This is a genomic window from Bradyrhizobium sp. USDA 4504 (assembly GCF_054063995.1).
Genome location: NZ_JBSSGV010000001.1, coordinates 8,315,687 through 8,338,896, shown reverse-complemented (window position 1 = coordinate 8,338,896; position 23,210 = coordinate 8,315,687). Strand labels below are relative to the sequence as shown.

Here is a 23,210-nt window from a genome sequence, read left to right as displayed (position 1 = left end):
CGAGCGCAATGTGTGTCGAGACCTGTACCCCCTCACCCGGATCGCATCGGCGATGCGATCCGACCTCTCCCCGCAAGCGGGGCGAGGTGAAGAACAGAGGCGCTCCAATCCACTGATCACTTCGACAGTTCCTTCAACCCCAGCCGGATCAGCTGCGCGGTCTCGGCCTTCTCACCGGCGCTGCGCGAGGCGGCGGCGATGGCGGCGGCGGCCTGCGGCTGGCCGTAGCCGAGATTGACCAGCGCCGAGATCGCGTCGGTGACAGGACGCGGCGCGCGGTTGTTGTCGATCGCGCCAGACAGTTGCACCACCGCGGGATCGACATCCGCAAAGCCCGGCGCCTTGTCCTTCAATTCGCTGACGATGCGCTCGGCGACCTTCGGCCCGACTCCCGGCGTCCGCGCCACCGCCGCCTTGTCGCGCAGCGCGATGGCGTTGGCGAGATCGGTCGGCGGCAGCGTGCCGAGCACCGCGAGCGCGACCTTGGCGCCGACCCCCTGCACGGTCTGCAGCAAGCGAAACCATTCGCGCTCGTGATCACTGCGGAAGCCGAACAGTTTGATCTGGTCCTCGCGGACATAGGTCTCGATCGAGAGCACGGCGGCGCCGCCCGGCGACGGCAGCGCCTGCAGCGTGCGGCTCGCACAATGCACCTGGTAGCCGACGCCGCCGACGTCGAGGATCACGTAATCCTCGCCATAGGAATCGATCAGGCCCTTCAGCTTGCCGATCATAGGCTCGCCACCCTGAGCCGCAGCGCGGTGCTCTGGCGGTGATGGGCGTGGGTGATCGCGACCGCGAGCGCGTCCGCGGCGTCGGCGGACGGCGGCTCGGCTTTCGGCAGCAGGATTTTCAGCATCACCTGGATCTGGTTCTTCTCGGCATGTCCGGCGCCGACCACGGTCTTCTTGACCTGGTTCGGCGCGTATTCGGCGACCGAGATACCGAACATTGCGGGCGCCAGCATGGCGACGCCGCGCGCCTGGCCGAGCTTCAGGGTGGCAACGCCGTCCTTGTTGACGAAGGTCTGCTCGACCGCCGCCTCCACAGGCTTGTAATCGCCGAGCACGGCGGCCAGCCCCTCATGGATTGCAAGCAGCCGGCTCGCCAGCGGCAGATCGTCCGGCGGCTCGACCGAACCGCAGGCGATATAGACGAGACGATTGCCTTCGGTCTCGATCACCCCCCAGCCGGTGCGGCGGAGACCCGGATCGATACCGATGATGCGGACGGGAGAGCGAATCGGCTGGGATGTCATGGGCTAGTGATACCGCCTGCGCCGGGAGAACGAAACACAAACGGAGCCTCATACCCGGGAAAGCACAATAGCCGCAATCGTCATGCGCGGGCTTGACCCGCGCATCCATCGATCATAGAAGCCTTTGCTTTTTGATGGATTGCCGGGTCAAGCTCGGCAATGACAAAGCAAACTACCCGCCCATCTTCGCGATCAGTGCGTCGGACACCTCGAAATTGGCGAACACGTTCTGCACGTCGTCATGCTCGTTGAGCAGGTCCATCAGCTTCAGCAGCTTTTCGCCGGTCTCGTCGTCGACCGAAACGGTGTTCTGCGGCTTCCAGGTCAGCGCCGCCTTGCGCGGCTCGCCGAACTTCGCTTCCAGCGCTTTTGCGACTTCGCGGAAAGTGTCCTGCGAGGCGTAGACCTCGTGGCCGCCTTCGCTGGAGACCACGTCGTCGGCGCCGGCCTCGATCGCGGCGTCCAGCATGGCGTCGTCGGAGGCGACCTTGGCGTCGTATTCGATGATGCCGGTGCGGTCGAACATGAAGGCGACCGAGCCGGTTTCGCCGAGATTGCCGCCCGACTTGGTGAAGAAGGAGCGGATATCGGAAGCGGCGCGGTTGCGGTTGTCGGTCAGCGCCTCGACGATGACGGCGACGCCGCCGGGGCCATAACCCTCGTAGCGGATCTCGTCATAGTTCTCGCCTTCATTGCCGGCGGCCTTCTTGATGGCGCGGTCGATATTGTCCTTGGGCATGTTCTCGGCGCGGGCCGCGACCACGGCGGCGCGCAGCCGCGGATTCATCGCCGGGTCCGGGGTGCCGAGCTTGGCCGCCACGGTGATTTCGCGGGCCAGCTTGCCGAAAAGCTTCGACTTCTGGGCATCCTGCCGGCCCTTGCGGTGCATGATGTTCTTGAATTGGGAATGGCCGGCCATGCGACGTCTCTTCGGAGCTTAGGGTCTGAACAGGGATGGAAAACGCGGCCTTATAGGCCCCTCACGGTCAAAATCAAAGGATCGGCGGGGCCCTCCGGCGGAGGAATACTACCGCAAGCCGGAATATGAGGCACTTGTTAACCATGACTTCATGCCCGGGTGCGAGGATCGCCCCGTCCCGCCGCAACTTTCCACAGCCCCAAAGAGCCCACATGGCGTTCGGTTTGTTTCGAAAGCAAGTGCCGGAGCCGGGTGCGCCGGCCGTCGCGCCGCAGGTTCCAACCGCGGCCGCAGCCCCTGAGGTCTCGACCGAGACTGATTCGGCCAAGGATTCCTCCAAGGAGATCCTGGAATTGCTGGAACTCGAGCTCGGCGCGATGATCCGCCAGCTCGAACGCGCCGCGAGCTCGGTCGCCGACGGCGCCGAGGCAACGGCTGCCAAGCTCGCTACGATCCGCGCCCGCACCGATGCGCTGACCGGCCGCAGCAGCGATGCGCAAAGCACCGCGACGACGTTCTCGCAAGCCGCCGACCGTTTCACCCATTCCGCCGAGGGCATCAGGGCGCAGGTGCGCAGCGCGAGCCAGCTCGCCGACGACGCCGCGGCCGCGGCGCGCGAGGCCACCGCCAATGTCGATCGCCTGCGCGAGTCTTCGGCCGCGATCGGCAACGTCGTCAATCTGATCGCACAGATCGCGCGGCAGACCACGCTGCTCGCGCTGAACTCGACGATCGAGCCGGCGCGCGCCGGTGCCGCCGGCAAGGGCTTTGCGGTGGTCGCAACCGAGGTCAAGGCGCTGGCGGTGCAGACCCAGAGCGCGACCGGGGAGATCACCCGCAAGATCGAGGCGTTGCAGAAGGACGCCACCGGATCGGCGGACGCGGTGCATCGCATCTCCCAGGCGATCGAAAAGATCCGCCCGGTGTTCGAGAACGTCAACGGCGCGGTTGCCGAGCAGAATGAAATCACCGGCGAGATGGGCCAGAACGCCGCCTCCGCCTCGCACTTCATCGTCTCGGTCGGCACCAGCGCCGGCGAGATCGACAGTGCAACGCGCGAAGCCGCCGCGCATGGCGACAATGTCGCCAGGGCCGGCAAGGCGGTGACCGCCTTCGCCCAGAAGCTGAAAGCGCGCTGCGCGGTGCTGCTGCGCCAGGACGAGCGCGGCGATCCGCGCAAGAACGAGCGCCTGCCCTGCAGCCTCAAGATCGAGATCACGACCGCGCGCGGCCTCGTCACCGCGCCGGTCTACGAGATCGCGATGGACGGCATTCTGATCGGCGGACCCGATGCCGGGAAGCTGCCGGTGCAGGAGACCCTGAACGCGACATTGCAGGAGATCGGCGCATGCCGGATCCGGGTCGGCGAGCGCTCCAAGGCAGGCAGCCAGGCCCGCTTCGAGGCGGCAACGGCCGAGCTGCGCGAAAAAATCGAAGACCGGATGTGGGCGATCCACGAGGAGAACGCCGAGCTCGTCACCCGCGCGATCGAAGCCGGCAGCACGCTGAGCAAGATGTTCGAGAACGGGCTGGCGAGCGGCGCGATTACAATCGCCGACATGTTCGACACCGACTATGTCGAGATCGCAGGCACCAACCCGGTGCAGTACCGCACCAAAATGCTGGACTGGGCGGAGCGCACCCTGCCGGCGTTCCAGGACGCATTCCTCGCCAGGGACAAGCGAATGGCATTCTGCGTGATGATCGACCAGAACGGCTATCTGCCGGTCCACAACAAGCTCTACTCGCAGCCGCAGCGGCCGGGCGACGTGGCATACAACACCGCCAACAGCCGCAACCGCCGCATCTTCAACGACGCCGCGGGCCTCGCCGCCGGCCGCAACCAGCGCGCCTATCTGATCCAGACCTATGCGCGCGACATGGGAGGCGGCAACACGGTGATGATGCGCGAGATCGACGTACCGATCCGCGTGCGCGGCCGGCACTGGGGCGGGTTCCGCACCGCCTACAAGCTTTGAACGCTTCGTAGCCCGGATGCAGCGAAGCGTAATCCGGGATGCATGTTTCCACGGGCAGGAGTCCCGGATTTCGCTGCGCTGCATCCGGGCTACACAGTGCGCGCTCAGGCAAGACCGGCAGCGCGAATCACGCTTTAGGGTTGGAATGGGGAATGCTGCGGCGGCCGACGAGCCGCTGTAACGGAGGAAGCGTCGACATGTCGGCCGCGCAGCTTGCAGTTCTGGATACGTCATCGGACCGAACGCTGGCCGAGCGGCTGGTGGACCAGCTCGCCGACCGCATCGGCGGCCTCGGGGTGGAACTCGCCGACATCGCCGGCAACGTCCAGGAGGTCGCGAACCGCGTCGGCAGCCAGTCCGAGCGCTTCCATCATTTGCAGACGACGGCCGAGACGATGGTCGCCGCCAATCACGACATCGCCAACGCATCGCAGGCGGTGCAAACGACCGCATCCGCCGCGGTCGGCCAGATCGCGGAGTCGCGCCATGTGGTCGAGACCGCGGTCAGCCATATCGCGGAGCTCGTCGCGGCGGTCGGACGGATCGAGGCGCGGCTCGCCGCGGTCGGCTCCGCGCTGAGCCAGGTCGCCAAGGTTTCCGGTTCGATCGAGGCAATCGCCAAGCAGACCAATCTGCTGGCGCTCAACGCCACCATCGAGGCGGCGCGCGCCGGCAATGCCGGCCGCGGCTTTGCCGTGGTCGCGAGCGAGGTCAAGAACCTTGCGGAAGCAACCCGCCAGGCGACGCATCAGATTTCCGACACCGTGCGCGATCTCGACGGCCAGATCGGCAGCCTGATCGGCGAGAGCAGCGATGCCTCGTTGCGCGCCAAGAGCGCCGGCGAAGGCGCCCAGCAGATTTCGGGCATCATCATGCGCGTGCAGGAAGGCTTCTCATCCGTCGGCGCCGAGATCGGCAGCGTGGCGCGCGCCGCGACCTCCAATCTCGGCCATTGCGACAGCGTGATCGCGGAGCTGAACGAGCTGGCGAAGGGCGTCGATCTCTCCTCGCGCGACCTCAAGCACGCCGACAGCCGCGTCGCGAAACTGCTCGAGCTCTCCGAGAGCCTGATCGTGACCATCGCCGACAGCGGCGTGCAGACCAGCGACACGCCGCTGATCCGCGTCGTGATCGACACCGCAAGGCAGATCTCGGAGCTGCTCGAGAATGCCGTGGCGCGCGGCGAGATCACGCTCGCGCAATTGATGGACGAGAATTATCGCGAGATCGCCGGCACCAATCCGAAGCAGTATCTCACCGACTACGTCGCCTTCACCGACCGCGTGTTGCCCGCGATCCAGGATCCGATCCAGAAGAGCGATCCGCGCATCGTGTTCTGCGTCGCCTGGGCGCGCAGCGGCTATCTGCCGACCCACAATCCGAACTACCGGCAGCCGCAGGGGCCGGACCCGGTGTGGAACAACGCCAATTGCCGCAACCGCCGCCTGTTCAACGATCGCGCGGTGAGCAAGGTCGCGGCCAACACAAAACCGTTCCTGTTGCAAACCTATCGCCGCGACATGGGCGGCGGCAATTTCGTGCTGATGAAGGACCTGTCATCGCCGATCGTCGTGAACGGCCGCCACTGGGGCGCATTCCGGATGGGTTTTCGGCAGTCGTAGTTCGTAGCCCGGACGCAGCGAAGCGCAATCCGGATCAATGCGACCGCGGAGAGATTCCCGGATTTCGTTTCGCTGCATCCGGGGCTACGTTTCCTCGCTAGGTCCAAAACCCCGGCACCGCAGGCTCGAGCCGCCCGCCGGCGCGCACCGGCGCGACCTTCACCGCGAGCCCGGTCGCATCGTCGGTCTCGACCGCGATGCCGCTCAGTGTTGCCACGCCGCCCGCCGGCTCGAAACGGCCGGAGGGAATGCCGGTGAGGAAGCGCTGCAGCGGCTCCTCCTTCTGCATGCCGATCACCGAGTCATAGTCGCCGGTCATGCCGGCATCGCTCATATAGGCGGTGCCGCCCGGCAGCACCTGATGATCGGCGGTCGGCACGTGGGTATGGGTACCGACCACGAGGCTGACGCGGCCGTCGCAGAAGAAGCCGACGCCCTGCTTCTCGCTGGTCGCCTCGGCATGGAAATCGAGCACGATGGCATCACAGCCCTCGCGCAGCGGGCAGGCCTCGAGCTCGCGCTCGATGGCGCTGAACGGATCGTTCGAGGACGGCTCCATGAAGACGCGGCCGATCGCGTTGAGGACCAGCGCGCGCTTGCCGCTCTTGGTATCGACCAGCGTGGCGCCGCGGCCGGGCGAATGGCGCGGAAAATTCAGCGGGCGGATCAGGCGCGGCGCGCGCTCGATGAAGACCAGCGCCTCCTTCTGATTCCAGGCGTGGTTGCCGAGCGTGATCGCATCGGCGCCGGCGTCGAGCAGCTCCTGATAGATCGCCTCGGTGATGCCGAAGCCGCCGGCGGAATTCTCGCCATTGACGACCACGAGATCGAGCGACCAGTCCCTGATCATGCCGGGAAGGTGGTCGGCGATGGCGGTGCGGCCGGTCCTGCCGACGACGTCACCAACGAAGAGAATTCGCAAGGCTAGCTACTCCGGAAATCGAACGTCTTGCGCTCCGTTAGCACAAAATCGAGCGGGACGTCGTGCGACAGCGCCGGAATCGCCTTGGTTTCCTGTGCAGCAAAGGCAAGTCCGACCCCGATCACATGCTTGGCCTTGCGCAGATGCGCGAAGGTATAGTCGTAATAACCGGCGCCGTAGCCGATGCGGTGACCGAGCTTGTCGAATGCCGCGAGCGGCACCAGCATCACGTCCGGATGCACCTCGGCGGCGGCCGGCGACGGCTCGGGAATGCCGAGCGGCCCGAGCATCAGCCGGTCCTGCGGCGACCAGCTGCGGAAGGTCAGCGACTGGCCGCGCGCATTGATGCAGGGCAGCGCGAGCCGCGCGCCCCTGTCGGCAAGCTTCTTCATCAACGGCGCCGGATCGAGCTCGCTGCGGATCGGCGCATAGCCCGAGACGATCATGCCCGGCGCGATCTCGAACGGCGCGCCGCGCTTGGCGAGCGCTTCGGCAGCCGTCGCGCGCTGCTCGTCGCTCAGCGCATCGCGCTTGGCGAGAGCAAGTGCCCGGAGCTCGGCCTTCGATGGAGATGCGTGCATGATCCATCTTCCGCTGTCGTCGTCCGCGACAACGGACGATCCATCATCCCAGAGACGCTAGCTTTCGTTAAGGCCAGGCCGCGGTGCGCTGGACGACCCGTATCGCGGGGCACAACACTGCTAGACAATTCAACCGCCGCAGCGCGACGACAAGGCAACAGCAAAAATCAGTGCGAAGCCGCAGAGGCCGTTGGAGCGCTCGATCCCGGAGTTCCCTACGAAAGTAGGTGGGCACCATATGTCCGGGTCCACGGACCCGGCCAGGGACAGTTCCCTAAAGGATCGATAAGGCCCCGGGGATATATGGCTCCTGACGCACGACGCAGCTTCGCGGGGGCTAATCTAGCCATCGTTGCCCCAATCCGCCAGCGGTAAGGAAGACGCAGCCGAGACTCATGCACTTCTCTCCACCCTCCCCTGGAGGGGGAGGGTCGGTACGCATGAAGCGTAGCGGAATGCGAACCGGGGTGGGGTGATCTCTCAACGCGGGCGCTACACGTGTGGAAAGACCGTCACCCCACCTCGCCGCTCATTTCATGAGCGTCGATCCTCCCCCTCCAGGGGAGGATAAGATCACCCGATGCCGGAAAATATAGATCACCCGATCGCGATGCCGCCGCCGATGGTGCGGTTGAGCACCTGCGTGGTGCGCTCGATCCGCTCCGCGGCGGCGTTGAGCGCGTTGGAGACCGCGGTCTGGGTCGCGCGGGCGCGGTCGATGGCGGCAACGCGCGCGTTGCGCAGCTGCTCGACCTCTTCCTCGAGGCTGCGGATGCGTGCGCTGGCGTCGACCAGTTCGTCGCAGGCGGTGAGCGCCGCCATCACCGTCAGCCGCGCATCGCCGATCTCGCCGAACTTGCCGCGCAGCGATTCCACGCGCTGCTGGAGATTTTCCGCGAGCTTTAGGAGCCGCACCTCCTGGCCCTCCTCGCAGGCCATCCGGTATTGCCGGCCATTGATGGTGACGTTGATGTGGCTCATCTGCTGTCTCCGCCGTCGAGCACGGCGCGAATGCTGCCGATTGCCGCGTCGAGTTTTTCCGCGATCTCGCGATTGGCGCGCTCGAGCTTGCGCGTCTTCACCAGCGATCCGTCGAGCTCGTCGGCAAGCCTGGAGCGATCGGCGCCGAGCGCCTGGATGCGGCTCGCCAATTCGTTCTCGTCGCGGTCAGCCTCGCGGCGCCGCTCCACCGAGCTTTCCAGCGCATCAAGCGCTGCCATCAGCCGCTTGGTCGCAGCATCGATATCGGCAAGCGGTGCCTCGGTATTGCCAGACCCGTTGGCGAGACGATCACTCATGACACGCGGCGTGGACCTTTCAAGTCGGTTGGCCTTGGTAGCCTGCGGAAGACAGGCCTGCCGCACGGCAAAACAGGCGGTTCGGCAAGCGTTTACGGGACGAAATTTACGTGGCAAGCGAGCCCAGCGCAACGGCGGCGCAGAACTATGCACCGTTGAATGAAATAGGGCGATTTCGGGCAACTTTTCCCCGTTTTGAGGCGTTCCATCGCCTTGGACTTGCGGAATTGAGGTGCTAATCCACCCCCAACCCGTAAGGCCATCCACGCGCGTATCGCGGCTGCCCGCCCGATGCGTCCAGCATCAGCTCCTCATTTTAGGCGGACTTTTCATCATGACGCAGGTCGATCACACCCGTATGGCCAATGCGATCCGTGGCCTTGCCATGGACGCCGTCGAAAAGGCGAATTCCGGCCATCCCGGCCTGCCGATGGGCGCCGCCGACATCGCGACCGTCCTGTTCACGAAATTCCTGAAATTCGATGCGGCCGACACGGCGTGGCCCGATCGCGACCGCTTCGTGCTCTCGGCCGGCCATGGCTCGATGCTGCTCTATTCGTTGCTGTACCTCACCGGCAACAAGGACATGACGCTCGACCAGCTCAAGCATTTCCGCCAGCTCGGATCGCTGACACCGGGACACCCCGAGAACTTCCACACCAAGGGCATCGAGACCACCACCGGTCCGCTCGGCCAGGGCATCGCGACCGCGGTCGGCATGGCGCTCGCCGAGAAGATGCTGGCCGCCGAGTTCGGCAAGAAGATCGTCAACCACCACACCTATGTGCTTGCCTCCGACGGCGACCTGATGGAGGGCATCTCGCAGGAAGCGATCGCGCTCGCCGGTGTCTGGCGGCTCAACAAGATGATCGTGCTGTACGACGACAACGGCATCTCGATCGACGGCCCGACCTCGATCTCCGATTCCGTCGATCAGGTGAAGCGCTTCAAGTCCGCAGGCTGGGCCGCCGAATTGATCGACGGCCACGATCCGCAGGCGATTGCCGCTGCAATCACCCGCGCGCAGAAATCCAACAAGCCCTCGATGATCGCCTGCAAGACCACGATCGGGTACGGCGCGCCGCACAAGGCCGGCACCGCCAAGGCGCATGGCGAAGCGCTCGGCGCCGACGAGCTCAAGGCGGCCAAGGAGAAGCTCGGCATCTCGCTCGAGCCGTTCTCGGTGCCCGACGATGTGCTGAAGGCCTGGCGCGAGGCAGGCGCCCGCGGCGCCGCCGAGCACAAGGCTTGGGACGAGCAGTTCGCGCAGCTCGGCAGCCGCAAGCGCGCCGAGTTCGAACGCCGCATTCGCCACGAGCGGCCGCAGTCGCTCGCCAAGGGGCTGCGCGCCTTCAAGAAGGGACTCCTGGAAAATCCGCTCAACGTCGCGACCCGCAAATCGTCGGAAGCCGCGATCGAGGTGATTGCGGCTGCGATGCCGATGGAATTCGTCGCCGGCTCCGCCGACCTCACCGGCTCCAACAACAACAAGGCGAAGTCGGCGACGGCGTTCGGCGCCAAGACGCCGAAGGGTCGCTTCATCCATTACGGCGTCCGCGAGCACGGCATGGCGGCGTGCCTCAACGGCATCTTCCTGCATGGCGGCTTCGCGCCGAACGGCGCCACCTTCCTGGTATTCACCGACTACGCGCGCGGCGCGATGCGGCTGTCGGCGCTGATGGGCACCGGCGTCGTCTATGTCATGACCCATGACTCGATCGGCCTCGGCGAGGACGGCCCGACGCACCAGCCGGTCGAGCATCTCTCCGCGCTCCGCGCGATGCCCAACATGCGCGTGTTCCGTCCCTGTGACGCGGTCGAGACCGCCGAGTGCTGGGAACTGGCGCTCAACCGCGTCGACGGACCGACGGTGCTGGCGCTGACTCGCCAGAACCTGCCGCAGCTCCGCACCACGGCGCCGAACGACAACCCGTGCAGCCACGGCGCCTATGAGCTGGTCGCGGCGCAGGGTGACGCAAAAGTGTCATTGTTCGCGTCGGGTTCCGAGGTCCAGATCGCGGTCGAGGCGCAGAAGCAGCTCGCCGGACGCGGCATCGCGACGCGGGTGGTCTCGGTCCCGTCGCTGGAATTGCTGCTGGCACAGCCCGCCGAACGGCAAAATGCCATTATCGGCAACGCCCCAGTCAAGATCGCGATCGAGGCCGCGGTGCGCTGGGGCTGGGATGCCGTGATCGGCCATGACGGCGAATTCATCGGCATGCACGGATTCGGCGCCAGCGCCCCGGCGAAGGACCTTTTCCCGCATTTCGGCATTACTGCTGAAGCCGTCGTTAACGCTGCCACGAAGCGCGTCTGACGCTGGCCTGACACCTGTCGGCCAAGGTTGAGCTTGTCGCAAAAAAGGATTACCTAAGCTCCATCTTTTCCGTACGCGCCCGGCCGAACCGGGCGTTCCGCCGTAAAAACCTCGTGGGAGCGCTCCCGCGGGGCTGACAACAGCATTAGAGGAGACGAGCATGGCAATCCGCGTCGCGATCAACGGGTTTGGGCGTATCGGCCGCAACATTCTGCGCGCCATCGCCGAGTCCGGCCGCAAGGACATCGAGGTGGTCGGCATCAACGACCTCGGCCCGGTCGAGACCAACGCACACCTGCTGCGCTTCGATTCCGTGCACGGCCGCTTCCCCGGCACCGTCACGGTCGACGGCGACACGATCAGCCTCGGCGACAACAAGATCAAGGTTTCGGCCGAGCGCGATCCCTCCAAGCTGCCGTGGAAGGCGCTCGGCGTCGACGTCGCGCTGGAATGCACCGGCATCTTCACCGCGAAGGACAAGGCCTCCGCGCACCTCACAGCCGGCGCCAAGCGCGTGCTGGTCTCGGCGCCCGCCGACGGTGCTGACGCCACCATCGTCTACGGCGTCAACCACGACACGCTGACCAAGGATCACCTGGTGATCTCGAACGGCTCCTGCACCACCAACTGCCTCGCGCCGGTCGCCAAGGTCCTGAACGACACCGTCGGCATCGAGACCGGCTTCATGACCACGATCCATGCCTATACCGGCGACCAGCCGACGCTCGACACCCTGCACAAGGATCTCTATCGCGGCCGCGCTGCGGCGATGTCGATGATCCCGACCTCGACCGGTGCCGCGAAGGCGATCGGCCTCGTGCTGCCCGAGCTGAAGGGCAAGCTCGACGGCGTCTCGGTCCGCGTTCCGACCCCGAACGTTTCCGTGATCGACCTCAAGATCGTCGCCAAGCGCGCAACCGACGTCAAGGAGATCAACGAGGCGATGAAGCGTGCGTCCGAGCAGCAGCTCAAGGGCATCCTCGGCTACACCAACGCGCCGAACGTCTCGATCGACTTCAACCACGATCCGCACTCGTCGACCTTCCACATGGACCAGACCAAGGTGCAGAACGGCAACTTCGTGCGCGTGATGTCCTGGTACGACAATGAGTGGGGCTTCTCGAACCGTATGGCGGACACCGCCGTCGCGATCGGCAAGCTGGTTTAAGTTCGACTGTTCGCGATGCCCGGCTCACCGCCGGGCATCTGCGTGTTTGCCGCTCCGTCATTCCGGGATGGTCCGCAGGACCAGACCCGGAATCTCGAGATTCCCCGATGCGCAATTGCGCATCTGAGGTTCGATGCTCCGCATCGCCCCGGAATGACCCCAGGAGTTCGACACCCCCCATGACAAAATCGTTCCGCACCCTCGACGACGTCAACGTGAAGGGCAAGCGCGTGCTGCTGCGCGTCGACCTCAACGTCCCCATGGAAAATGGCCGCGTCACCGACGCCACCCGGCTCGAGCGCGTGGCCCCCACCATCACCGAAATATCCGACAAGGGCGGCAAGGTGATCCTGCTGGCCCATTTCGGCCGCCCCAAGGGACGCGATCCCAAGGAATCGCTGAAGCCGGTCGCGGAAGCGCTGTCGAAAGTGATCAAGCGCCCGGTGGCCTTCGCCGAGGACTGCATCGGCGAGCCCGCGGCCGCCGCTGTCGGGGCCCTCAAGGACGGCGACATCCTCTGCCTGGAAAACACGCGTTTCCATAAGGAGGAAGAGAAGAACGACGCCGGCTTCGTTGCAGAGCTCGCCAAGCTCGGCGACATCTGGGTCAACGACGCCTTCTCCGCCGCGCATCGCGCCCACGCCTCGACCGAAGGCCTCGGCCACAAGCTGCCGGCCTATGCCGGCCGCACCATGCAGGCCGAGCTCGATGCGCTCGGCAAGGCGCTGGAAGCGCCGACCAAGCCGGTGATCGCGATCATCGGCGGCGCCAAGGTCTCGACCAAGATCGACCTCCTGGAAAATCTCGTGAGCAAGGTCGACGCGCTGGTGATCGGCGGCGGCATGGCCAACACCTTCCTGCACGCGCAGGGCGTCGCCGTCGGCAAGTCGCTCGCCGAAAAGGATCTTGCCCCGACCGCGCTGCGGATCATGGAGAAGGCCAACGCGGCCAACTGCGCCATCATCCTCCCCGTCGACGCTGTCGTCGCCAACCAGTTTGCCGCCAACGCGCCGTCCCATGCCTATGGCCTCGATGCGATCCCGGCCGACGGCATGATCCTCGACGTCGGTCCGCAATCGATCGCGCGCATCCATGCCGCGATCGACGACGCGGCGACGCTGGTCTGGAACGGCCCGCTCGGCGCCTTCGAGCTGACGCCGTTCGACCGCGGCACCGTGGTATCGGCCAAACATGCCGCCGAACGCACCAAGGCCAGGAAGCTGATCTCGGTCGCCGGCGGCGGCGACACCGTCGCGGCGCTGAACCAGGCGGGCGTGGGCGGCGATTTTTCCTACGTCTCGACCGCGGGCGGCGCGTTTCTTGAATGGATGGAAGGCAAGCCGCTGCCGGGCGTCGAAGTTCTGAAAAACCGTTGATCCAGAGCATGATCCGGAAAAGTGTGAAGCGGGTTTCCGAAGAGATCATGCTCAAACAAAGAGCAAAAGCGCGATGAAAATGAGCTCATCGCGCTTCACATCCACGAACTTGCACTACAGGGAGAAATGGAATGGCTCGCATAACGTTGCGGCAACTCCTCGACCACGCGGCCGAGCATGATTACGGCGTACCTGCCTTCAACATCAACAACATGGAACAGGCGCTGTCGATCATGGCGGCAGCCTCCGAGGTCGACGCGCCCGTCATCATCCAGGCTTCGCGCGGCGCGCGGTCCTACGCCAACGACGTCATGCTCAAGCACATGATGGACGCCGTCACCGAGATCTACCCGCAGATCCCGGTCTGCGTGCATCTCGACCACGGCAACGAGCCCGCCACCTGCATGACCGCGATCCAGGCCGGCTTCACCTCGGTCATGATGGACGGCTCGCTGAAGGCCGACGGCAAGACCCCCGGCGACTGGGACTACAATGTCGGCGTCACCAAGACCGTGACCGGCATGGCCCATCTCGGCGGCATCTCGGTGGAAGGCGAGCTCGGCGTGCTCGGCTCGCTCGAGACCGGCATGGGCGACAAGGAAGACGGCCATGGCGCCGAGGGCAAGCTGTCGCACGACCAGCTGCTGACCAACCCGGACGAGGCCGTGAAGTTCGTCAAGGAGACCAAGGTCGACGCGTTGGCGATCGCGATGGGCACCTCGCACGGCGCCTACAAGTTCACCCGCAAGCCCGACGGCAACATCCTCGCCATGAACGTGATCGAGGAAATCCATCGCAAGCTGCCGAACACGCATCTGGTGATGCACGGCTCCTCGTCGGTGCCGCAGGAGCTGCAGGAGATCATCAACGCCAATGGCGGCAAGATGAAGCCGACCTGGGGCGTGCCGGTCGCCGAGATCCAGCGCGGCATCAAGAACGGTGTGCGCAAGATCAACATCGACACCGACAACCGGATGGCGATGACCGGCCAGATCCGCAAGGTGCTGAAGGACAATCCGGAAGAGTTCGATCCGCGCAAGTACCTGAAGCCCGCGATGGAGGCGATGACCAAGCTGTGCAAGCAGCGCCTGCAGGAGTTCAACACCGCGGGCCAGGCCAGCAAGATCAAGAAGGTGCTGACCACCGCGGAAATGGCCAAGCGCTACGCCGCGGGCCAGCTCGACCCCAAGGTCGCCTGACGTATCTCTCCCTCTCCCCGCCCTTCGCGGGGAGAGGGTTGGGGTGAGGGGCTGCTTCCACGAGCCGCGAATGCGGCTAGACCTGTACCCCCTCACCCGAATTGCATCTAGCGATGCAACATAGCCGAAGCTCGACTTCGGCGTTCTTTGCCGACGGCCGCCGAAGGTGGCCTGTGCCTCTCCCCGCAAGCGGGGCGAGGTGAACAGAACAAGCCAAATCTACGCGCGATCTCAGCCGCGACGAACGTTTTCTAGGCATTTGCCCGAGAACCGCCTATTTTGGTTTGCAAAGGCAATGGCTCTGGAGGACGCCCCGATGAACCTCTCCGACCTCAACAAAATCGCGCTTGCCATGGTCACCCCGGGCAAGGGCATTCTCGCCGCCGACGAATCCTCCGGCACCATCAAGAAGCGGTTCGACGCCATCAAGGTCGATTCGACGGAGGACAATCGCCGTGACTATCGCGAGATGCTGTTCCGCTCGCAGGAGGCGATGAGCAAGTACATCTCCGGCGTCATCCTTTACGACGAGACGATCTGGCAGAATGCCAAGGACGGCACGCCGCTGGTCAAGCTGATCGAGCAGGCCGGCGCGATCCCCGGCATCAAGGTCGACGAGGGCACGCAGGCGCTGCCGAACTGCCCAGGCGAACTCGTCACCGTCGGCCTCGACAAGCTCGCCGAGCGGCTGAAGAAATATTACGAGCGCGGTGCGCGCTTTGCGAAGTGGCGCGCCGTGATCGATATCGGACCGCGAATCCCGACCCAGACCGCGATCCGTGCCAACGCCCATGCGCTGGCGCGCTACGCCGCGCTGTGCCAGGCCGCGCAGATCGTCCCGATCGTCGAGCCGGAGGTGCTGATGGACGGCGATCATGACATCGACCGCTGCTACGAGGTGACGCAGCGCGTGCTGAACCGCACCTTCCAGGAATTGCGGGTGCAGCGCGTCGCGCTCGAAGGCATGATCCTGAAGCCGAACATGGCGATCTCGGGCAAGAAGTGCCCGAAGCAGGCGCCGGTGCAGGAAGTCGCCGAGAAGACCATCCGCCTGCTCAAGAGCTGCGTGCCGGCCGCGGTGCCCGGCATCGCCTTCCTCTCCGGCGGCCAGAGCGACGAGGAAGCGACCGCGCATCTCGACGCCATGAACAAGATCGGCAATTTGCCCTGGCGGCTGACCTTCTCCTACGGCCGCGCGCTGCAGGCGGCGCCGCAGAAGGCGTGGTCCGGCAAGCCCGACAACGTCCCCGCAGGCCAGCGCGCCTTCTCGCATCGCGCCCGGATGAACGGGCTCGCGAGCACCGGCAATTGGGAAGCCGGCCTCGAGAAACAGGCGGCATAGTTGGCGACCAAGCCCGTTCCGCCGCGGCCGACGCCGCGCCTCTATCTGGCAACGCCGGCGGTCGATGAGCCTGCGCGGCTTGCGGCCGAGCTCACCGAGCTGCTTGCCGCGGCCGATGTCGCGGCCGTGCTGGTGCGGCTGCGCGAGAGCGATCCGCGCAGCATGATCTCCACCATCAAGGCGCTGGCGCCTGCGATCCAGCACGCCGGCGCGGCGCTGCTGATCGACGGCCATCCCGATATCGTGGCCCGCGCCGGCGCCGACGGCGCGCATCTGACCGGCGTCGCCGCGATGGAAGAGGCGGTGCCGTCGCTGAAACCCGACCGCATTGTCGGCGTCGGCGGGCTCGCGACCCGCCACGATTCCATGGCCGCGGGCGAAGCTGGTGCCGACTATGTGCTGTTCGGCGAGCCCGACGCCAACGGACAGCGGCCCTCGCGCGAGGCCATCGCCGAGCGGCTGGAGTGGTGGGACGAATTGTTCGAGCCGCCCTGCATCGGCTTTGCAACCTCGCGCGAGGAAGCCGAGACGTTCGCGGCGGCCGGCGCGGATTTCGTGCTGGTCGGAAACTTCATCTGGTCCGATCCGCGCGGCGCCAAGGCGGCGCTCGCCGAGATCGGCGACGCGATTGCGCGGGCGCATGCCGGCACATTCGGCAAGGCCAAGGCCGACGGAAGGGCCGAGGGATGACGCCGGAATGAAATGCCTGCGTCCGATAGGTGTTGCGCTCGGCTGCACGATGCTGGCGAGCGGCGCGATGGCGCAGCTCTCGATCACGCCGCCGGCACAGACGCCGCCCGCGAAGAAGGACGCTGCGAAGCCGAAGGTGCATTCGCCGGTCGCGAAGAAGCCGGCGCCCAAGCCCGCCGCCTCAGCGACGCCGAAGCCTGCCGCATCTCCGACGCCCTCGCCGACCCCGACCCAGGCCGTCGACGATCCCAATGTCGACCTCGTCTACGGCGCCTATCAGCGCGGCATGTACAAGACCGCGTTCGATCTCGCGACCGCGCGCGCGCAGAACAACAACGATGCCAAGGCCATGACGATGCTGGGCGAGCTCTATGCCAATGGGCTCGGCGTCAAGCGCGACTACGTCAAGGCCGACGAGTGGTACAAGCGCGCCTCCGATGCCGGCGACCGCGAGGCGATGTTCGCGCTCGCCATGATGAAGATCGCCGGCCGCGGCGGCGCCGTGGACAAGGATGCCGCGGTCAAGCTGCTGGCGTCGTCGGCCAAGCTCGGCGAGCCGAAGGCGGCCTATAATCTCGCGCTGCTCTATCTCGACGGCCAGACCCTGCCGCAGGACCTCCGCCGCTCCGCCGAGCTGTTGCGCATGGCCGCCGACGCCGGCAGCCCCGAGGCGCAATACGCGCTCGCGACCTTCTACAAGGAAGGCACCGGCGTGCCGAAGGACCTCGAGAAGGCGGCGCGGCTGCTGCAGGCCGCCTCGCTGGCCGACAATGTCGATGCCGAGGTCGAATATGCCATCGCCCTCTACAACGGCTCGGGCACGCCGCGGAACGTGCCGGCGGCGGTGGCGCTGCTGCGCAAGGCGGCCCGGCAGAACAGCGCGATCGCGCAAAACCGCCTCGCCCATGTGCTGGCGACCGGCGCCGGCGCCCCGGTGGACAAGGTCGAGGCGCTGAAATGGCACACGGTCGCCAAGACCGCCGGCAAGGGCGACCCCGATCTCGACGACATCCTCGCCGATATGAGCCCGGAAGACCGCGCCAAGGCCGAGGCAGCCGCGCGAAAATGGATCGGAAACAACGTCAAATGACGCCTTGACGGCGCCACTTCCAGAGGGCACCCAGTCCGAAACCCAGGGCGCCACAGGCCGTTTCCCGTCATCCTGAGGTGCGAGCGGAGCGAGCCTCGAAGGATGCACGGCCCCGGACCGGGCCGTCGATCCTTCGAGACGCGCGTTCCGCGCTCCTCAGGATGACGGGCAGGGTCTTGCTACGCTGCCCGATCGATTTCCAACGCTCGAAAGCCACCAGCTTCCATCATGCTCTATTCCGCTCTCATCAATGTCATGGTCAAGGCCGCGCGCCGCGCCGGCCGCAGCCTCAAGCGCGACCTCGGCGAGATCGAACATCTCCAGGTGTCGCTGAAGGGGCCGGCAAACTTCGTCTCGCTCGCCGACAAGCGCGCCGAGGAGATGCTCTACACCGACCTCGAGAAGGCCCGGCCCGGCTACGGGTTCCTCGGCGAGGAAGGCGGCAAGCGCGAAGGCTCTGACAAGAGCCACACCTGGATCGTCGATCCCCTGGACGGCACCACCAACTTCCTGCACGGCATCCCGCAATTCGCGATCTCGATCGGGCTGAAGCGCGAGGACACCGTGATCGCCGGCGTGATCTACAATCCCGCCAATGACGAGCTCTACATCGCCGAGCGCGGCAAGGGCGCCTTCCTCAACGACCAGCGGCTGCGCGTCGCCGGCCGCCGCCAGCTCAACGAATGCGTTGTCGCCTGCGGCCTGCCGCATATCGGCCGCGGTAGTCACCAGCTGGCGCTGCAGGAGATGGCTGCGCTGCAGAACAAGGTCGCGGGCTTCCGCCGCTTCGGCGCCGCCTCGCTCGACCTCGCCTTTGTCGCTGCTGGCCGGCTCGACGGCTATTGGGAGCGCAATCTGCAGGCCTGGGACGTCGCGGCCGGCCTGCTGATGGTCCGCGAAGCCGGCGGCACCGTCTCCGGCATCCAGGGCAATGACGACCCGCTGCAGACCGGCCACATCGTCTGCGGCAACGAGTTCGTGCACGGCGAGCTGATCAAGATCCTGAAGCCGCTCGGGCAGTAACGCGACGGCGCGATTTAATCGTCGTCGTCATCGTCATCCTGGTCGTCCTCGCGGTCACGAAATTCACCGCCCGCGGTCAGGCCCTCGATGGTGGTGGCGCCCTTCGTCTTGATCACCCGGCGCAGCGGCACCGCGCTTTCGCTGCGCAGCGCTTCCATCAGAGGCTCCGAATGGGTGACGATCCAGATGTCGGCACGGCGCGATGCCTTGGCGATCAGCCGCGCCAATGGCGCCAGCAGCGAGGGATGCAGGCTGGTCTCGGGCTCGTTCAGCGCGATGAACGGCGGCAGCCGATAGCCCATGAACACGGCGAGCAGGCAGATATATTTCAGCGTGCCGTCGGATAGTTCGTGCGCCTTGAACGGGCGCGGCACGTCAGCCTGCTGCAGCTCGAATTCGCACCGTCCGTTTTCCGCCCATGCCTGGAGCTCGGCGCCCGGGAACGCGTCCTCGATCGCATCCTGCATGTCCACCGCATCTTGCCTGATCGCGCTGAGCGTTGCCAAGGCGGCGGCCAGGTCGCTGCCATCGGCGCTCAGCGACGGTGTCGTGATCGCCAGGCAAGGCTTTCGGATCGGCGAGCCCGGATCGGTGCGGAAATCGTGATAGAAGCGCCAGCTCTGCAGCGCGTTTCGGATCAAATCGATCTCGGGACACGCCTTGCCGTCGGGGAAATCCGCCAGCACGGTTTCCGATGGCAGCACCGCATTCTTGTGCTCGCTCCAGGCGCCGCTCTCGCCGCGGACGCTGACGTGTGAATTGGTCCGCTCCATCATCAGGACTTTGCGCTTGCCGTGGATCGCCTCGACGCGTTCGGATTTGATCATCGGCTCGCCGGGAAACGCCGCCTCAAGCGGGCCGGGATGCCCGAGCTCGATGGCGTATTTGACGTGATCGAACCTGACCTCCAACCGCAGCCTTGCATCCTCGCCGCGCTTGCGCAGGCCCGACCAGTAGACCGAGTTCAACCCGCCTTCGTCGGAGATCGTGCGCGTGATCCGGCCGGTCGCAGCATCCCGCAACAGCGACAGCGACTTGTAGAGATTGGATTTGCCGACGCCGTTCTCGCCGACGAAGACGGACAGCGGCTGGATGGGCATGAAGAGCCGCCGGATCGAGCGATAATTCGAGATCGCAATATCGCTCGGCCGCATCGCATGCCCTCAATCCCCGGGTTGCCCAAACGCTTCCCGTTCAATCCAGAGCTGCAATCTGGATTGGTCAGCTTGCGAAAGCAAGCTGCTGATCTGAGCAGCACCGGTCCCTGATGTCAGTGACCGATCCTTGCCGGCGCGGGCGGGCCATATACCTCACCCTGCCCCGGCGCCGTTTCGCGATCGCCGGCCAGCACGCGCTGCACGCTGACGAAGAACACCGGCACCAGGAGCAGCGCGAGGATCACCACCGCGATCATGCCGCCCATCACTGACGTGCCGAGTGCCTGCTGGCTGGCGCCGCCGGCGCCGGTCGCGATCGCCATCGGCAGCACGCCGCAGACGAAGGCCAGACCGGTCATCAGGATCGGGCGGAATCTGAGGCTGCACGCCTCGATTGTCGCCTCGACCAGCGGCTTGCCTTGCGCGCGCAGATCCTTGGCAAACTCGATGATCAGGATCGCGTCCTTGGCGGCAAGACCGATGATGGTGATCAAACCGACGGTGAAATAGACGTCGTTGGAGAGCCCGCGCATCGTCGCCGCCACCACCGCACCGAGAATGCCGAGCGGAATGGTGAGCAGCACCGCGAGCGGAATGGTCCAGCTCTCATAGAGCGCGGCGAGCAGCAGGAACACCACCAGCACCGACAGCGCGAGCAGGAACGGCGCTTGCGAGCCCGACAGCTTCTCCTGCAGCGACTGGCCGGTCCATTCATAGCCGAAGCCACGCGGCAGCTTGTCGGCGAGCCGCTCCATTTCGGCGATCGCATCGCCCGAGGTGAAGCCCGGCCGCGCCTCGCCGGAGATGCGCACCGCCGGATAGTAGTTGAAGCCCGCGATCTGCGTCGGCCCCTTCGTCCACTCGATGGTGGCGAAGGCCGAGAACGGCACCAGCTGGCCGCGGCTGTTCTTGACGTTGTAGTTGAGAATGTCGTCCGCGTTCATGCGGCTGGTCTTGTCGGCCTGCACGATGACGCGCTGCATGCGCCCGCGGTTCGGGAAGTCGTTGATGTAGTTCGAGCCGAGATTGGTCGAGATCGTGTTGTTGATATCCTCGAAGGTGAGGCCGAACGCGCCCGCCTTCTCGCGGTCGATCATCAGATTGACCTGCGGCGCGGGCGGCAGGCCTTCGACATAGACCTTCTGCAGGATCGGGCTGGCATTGGCCTCCGCGATCAGGCGATCGGACGCGGCGATCAGCGCCGAATAACCCTTCTGGCCGCGGTCCTGCAGGCGGAACGAGAAGCCCGAGGAATTGCCGAGGTTGTCGATCGGCGGCGGCTGCAACGCCGAGATCCTGGCGTCGCGGATCGACGACAAATCGCGGTTGATGTCGGCAACGATGGCGGCGGCGGAATCCTTCGGGCCGCGCTCCGACCAGTCCTTCAGGGTGATGAAGGCCTGCGCGGTGTTCATGCCCTGGCCGAGGAAGCTGAAGCCGGTGAGGAACGTGACGTTCTCGATGCCGGCGCGGTCCTTGAGGTACTTCTCGACCTGCTCGACCGCGGCTTCGGTCCGGGCATAGGACGATTCCGACGGCGTCTGCACGTCGGTCGTGATGAAGCCCTGGTCGTCGACCGGCAGGAAGCCGCCGGGCAGCCGCACGAAGCCGTAGGCGACGCCGAGGAACAGCACGAGGTAGATCAGCATCAGGCGGCCGGTGCGCTTCAGCGAGCCCTGCACGGTGCGGGTATAGCCCGCGCGGCTGGTGTCGAGCACGCGGTTGAACCAGCCGAACACGCCCTTGCTGGCATGGCCGTGGCCCTTCTTGACCGGCTTGAGCAGCGTCGCGCACAGCGCCGGCGTCAGCGACAGCGCGAGCAGCGCCGAGAACGCGATCGCCGCCACCATGGTGACCGAGAACTGCCGGTAGATGATGCCGACCGAGCCGGGGAAGAACGCCATCGGCACGAACACCGCCATCAGCACCAGCGTGATGCCGATGATGGCGCCGGTGATCTGCGACATCGCTTTCTTGGTGGCTTCCTTCGGCGGCAGGCCCTCCTCCGCCATGATGCGCTCGACGTTCTCGACCACGACGATGGCGTCGTCGACGAGGATGCCGACCGCCAGCACCATGCCGAACATGGTCAGCATGTTGATCGAAAAGCCCGCGATCATCAGCGTAGCGCAGGCGCCGAGCAGCGCCACCGGAACCACGATGGTCGGGATGATGGTGTAGCGGATGTTCTGCAGAAACAGGAACATCACGACGAACACCAGCACCACGGCCTCGACCAGCGTCGTCAACACCTTCTTGATCGAAGCCTCGACCACCGGCGTGATGTTGTAGGGGATTTCGTAGGAGATGTTGGCCGGGAAGAAGCGCGACAGCTCCTTCATCTTGGCTTCGACCGCGCTCGCGGTCGCCAGCGCATTGCCCTTCGGCGACAGCAACACCGAGAGGCCGGCGGTCGGCTTGCCGTCGAGGCGGGTGTTGAACTGGTAGCTGAGGCCGCCGATCTCGATCCGCGCGACGTCGCGCAGGCGGACCGTCGAGCCGTCGGCGTTGGCGCGCAGGATGATGGCGCCGAACTCGTCGGGAGAGGACAGCTGGCCCTTCACCAGCACCTGCGCGGAAATCTTCTGGGTATCGGTGCTCGGCTCGGCGCCGATGCTGCCGGAGGCGACTTGGGCGTTCTGCGCGGTGATCGCCTTGTTGACGTCGTCGGCGGACAGGCCGTAGCCGACCAGCTTGGCCGGATCGATCCAGATCCGCAAGGACCGCTCGGTCGAATACAGCGTGGCGCGGCCGACGCCGGGGATGCGGCGCACCTCGCCCAGCACGTTGCGGATCATGAAGTCGCCGAGGCCCACTTCATCCAGCGAGCCGTCGGTCGAGTTCAGCGTGATGATCTGCAGCACGGCGGACGAGGCTTCCTCGACCAGGATGCCCTGCTGGATCACGGCGCGCGGCAGCCGCGCCTCGACGCGCTTGAGGCGGTTCTGCACCTCGACCGAAGCCTGGCTGGTGTCGGTGCCCGGCTTGAAGTTGGCGATGATCTCGACCTGGCCAAGCGAGTCGGAGGTCGATTCGAAGTTCAGGATGTTGGCGGCGCCGTTGAGCTCCTCCTCGATCAGCCGCGTCACGCTGTTGTAGAGGTTCTCCGGCGACGCGCCGGGATAGCTGGTCGAGATCGAGATCGAGGGCGGCGCGATGATCGGATATTGCGCGACCGCGAGCAGCGGAATCGAGATCGCGCCGATCAGACAGATGAACAGCGCGACGACCCAGGCGAAGATCGGCCTGTCGATGAAGAAGCTAGGCAT

19 protein-coding genes and 1 other RNA gene are annotated in these 23,210 nt (G+C 65.7%); 10 read left to right on the top strand and 10 right to left on the bottom strand.

The window, feature by feature from the left end; translation table 11 throughout:
* Positions 1-116: 116 nt before the first annotated feature.
* The 3 genes from ruvA to ACVMB1_RS39135 form a co-directional block, all read right to left on the bottom strand.
* Complete coding sequence (gene ruvA, locus ACVMB1_RS39145) at positions 117-734, bottom strand: Holliday junction branch migration protein RuvA (RefSeq protein ID WP_038386561.1); 618 nt, start codon at positions 732-734, stop codon at positions 117-119.
* Positions 731-1,258 (bottom strand): crossover junction endodeoxyribonuclease RuvC, encoded by a 528-nt coding sequence (ruvC, locus tag ACVMB1_RS39140; protein ID WP_076825026.1) that lies wholly within the window; start codon positions 1,256-1,258, stop codon positions 731-733. The genes ruvA and ruvC overlap by 4 nt, the downstream gene beginning before the upstream one ends.
* A 172-nt stretch (positions 1,259-1,430) precedes the next feature.
* Positions 1,431-2,177, bottom strand: a complete 747-nt coding sequence (locus ACVMB1_RS39135; protein WP_028332817.1) for a YebC/PmpR family DNA-binding transcriptional regulator — start codon at positions 2,175-2,177, stop codon at positions 1,431-1,433.
* Between the two features lie 212 nt (positions 2,178-2,389).
* Here ACVMB1_RS39135 and ACVMB1_RS39130 point away from each other — a divergent pair, with 212 nt between their 5' ends.
* Together ACVMB1_RS39130 and ACVMB1_RS39125 are read left to right on the top strand one after the other, a co-directional pair.
* Positions 2,390-4,156, top strand: coding sequence for a methyl-accepting chemotaxis protein (locus ACVMB1_RS39130; protein ID WP_076825024.1), 1,767 nt, complete (start codon positions 2,390-2,392; stop codon positions 4,154-4,156).
* A 197-nt stretch (positions 4,157-4,353) separates the two neighbouring features.
* Positions 4,354-5,778 (top strand): methyl-accepting chemotaxis protein, encoded by a 1,425-nt coding sequence (locus ACVMB1_RS39125; RefSeq protein WP_456849724.1) that lies wholly within the window; start codon positions 4,354-4,356, stop codon positions 5,776-5,778.
* Positions 5,779-5,875: 97 nt separating this feature from the next.
* Here the strand turns inward: ACVMB1_RS39125 and ACVMB1_RS39120 are convergent, their stop codons facing one another.
* The 5 genes from ACVMB1_RS39120 to ACVMB1_RS39100 form a co-directional block, all read right to left on the bottom strand.
* Positions 5,876-6,700, bottom strand: a complete 825-nt coding sequence (locus ACVMB1_RS39120) for a TIGR00282 family metallophosphoesterase (RefSeq protein ID WP_076825021.1) — start codon at positions 6,698-6,700, stop codon at positions 5,876-5,878.
* A 2-nt stretch (positions 6,701-6,702) separates the two neighbouring features.
* Positions 6,703-7,281, bottom strand: coding sequence for a 5-formyltetrahydrofolate cyclo-ligase (locus tag ACVMB1_RS39115; RefSeq protein WP_057016202.1), 579 nt, complete (start codon positions 7,279-7,281; stop codon positions 6,703-6,705).
* A gap of 171 nt (positions 7,282-7,452) precedes the next feature.
* Positions 7,453-7,613, bottom strand: a non-coding RNA gene (ssrS, locus tag ACVMB1_RS39110) — 6S RNA.
* Positions 7,614-7,878: 265 nt separating this feature from the next.
* The gene (locus ACVMB1_RS39105; protein ID WP_028332812.1) at positions 7,879-8,262 is read right to left on the bottom strand and encodes a cell division protein ZapA; all 384 of its coding nucleotides are present in this window, start codon (positions 8,260-8,262) and stop codon (positions 7,879-7,881) included.
* Positions 8,259-8,579, bottom strand: coding sequence for a DUF4164 domain-containing protein (locus ACVMB1_RS39100; protein ID WP_018269681.1), 321 nt, complete (start codon positions 8,577-8,579; stop codon positions 8,259-8,261). Before ACVMB1_RS39100 ends, ACVMB1_RS39105 begins: the two co-directional genes overlap by 4 nt.
* 334 nt (positions 8,580-8,913) lie before the next feature.
* Here ACVMB1_RS39100 and tkt point away from each other — a divergent pair, with 334 nt between their 5' ends.
* From tkt to ACVMB1_RS39060, 8 genes are all read left to right on the top strand, one after another.
* Positions 8,914-10,896: a transketolase gene (gene tkt, locus ACVMB1_RS39095; protein ID WP_076825019.1), complete on the top strand. Its 1,983-nt coding sequence runs from the start codon at positions 8,914-8,916 to the stop codon at positions 10,894-10,896.
* A 160-nt stretch (positions 10,897-11,056) separates the two neighbouring features.
* The gene (gene gap, locus ACVMB1_RS39090) at positions 11,057-12,064 is read left to right on the top strand and encodes a type I glyceraldehyde-3-phosphate dehydrogenase (protein WP_016842563.1); all 1,008 of its coding nucleotides are present in this window, start codon (positions 11,057-11,059) and stop codon (positions 12,062-12,064) included.
* A 179-nt stretch (positions 12,065-12,243) separates the two neighbouring features.
* A complete protein-coding gene (locus tag ACVMB1_RS39085) occupies positions 12,244-13,440 on the top strand; it encodes a phosphoglycerate kinase (protein WP_141341967.1) in 1,197 nt (398 codons plus the stop codon).
* A 131-nt stretch (positions 13,441-13,571) separates the two neighbouring features.
* On the top strand, positions 13,572-14,639 hold the full coding sequence (gene fba / locus ACVMB1_RS39080) for a class II fructose-bisphosphate aldolase (RefSeq protein WP_057016199.1): 1,068 nt from the start codon (positions 13,572-13,574) through the stop codon (positions 14,637-14,639).
* 316 nt (positions 14,640-14,955) lie between these two features.
* Complete coding sequence (locus ACVMB1_RS39075; RefSeq protein WP_076825042.1) at positions 14,956-15,981, top strand: class I fructose-bisphosphate aldolase; 1,026 nt, start codon at positions 14,956-14,958, stop codon at positions 15,979-15,981.
* Complete coding sequence (locus ACVMB1_RS39070; protein WP_076825016.1) at positions 15,982-16,671, top strand: thiamine phosphate synthase; 690 nt, start codon at positions 15,982-15,984, stop codon at positions 16,669-16,671.
* Positions 16,672-16,678: 7 nt separating this feature from the next.
* Complete coding sequence (locus tag ACVMB1_RS39065; RefSeq protein WP_076825015.1) at positions 16,679-17,761, top strand: tetratricopeptide repeat protein; 1,083 nt, start codon at positions 16,679-16,681, stop codon at positions 17,759-17,761.
* A 228-nt stretch (positions 17,762-17,989) separates the two neighbouring features.
* Positions 17,990-18,784: an inositol monophosphatase family protein gene (locus tag ACVMB1_RS39060; protein ID WP_076825014.1), complete on the top strand. Its 795-nt coding sequence runs from the start codon at positions 17,990-17,992 to the stop codon at positions 18,782-18,784.
* Between the two features lie 14 nt (positions 18,785-18,798).
* Here the strand turns inward: ACVMB1_RS39060 and ACVMB1_RS39055 are convergent, their stop codons facing one another.
* A complete protein-coding gene (locus tag ACVMB1_RS39055) occupies positions 18,799-19,938 on the bottom strand; it encodes an AAA family ATPase (RefSeq protein WP_141341970.1) in 1,140 nt (379 codons plus the stop codon).
* A 116-nt stretch (positions 19,939-20,054) separates the two neighbouring features.
* Entirely contained in the window at positions 20,055-23,210 is a 3,156-nt protein-coding gene (locus tag ACVMB1_RS39050) for a multidrug efflux RND transporter permease subunit (RefSeq protein WP_057016195.1), read from the bottom strand.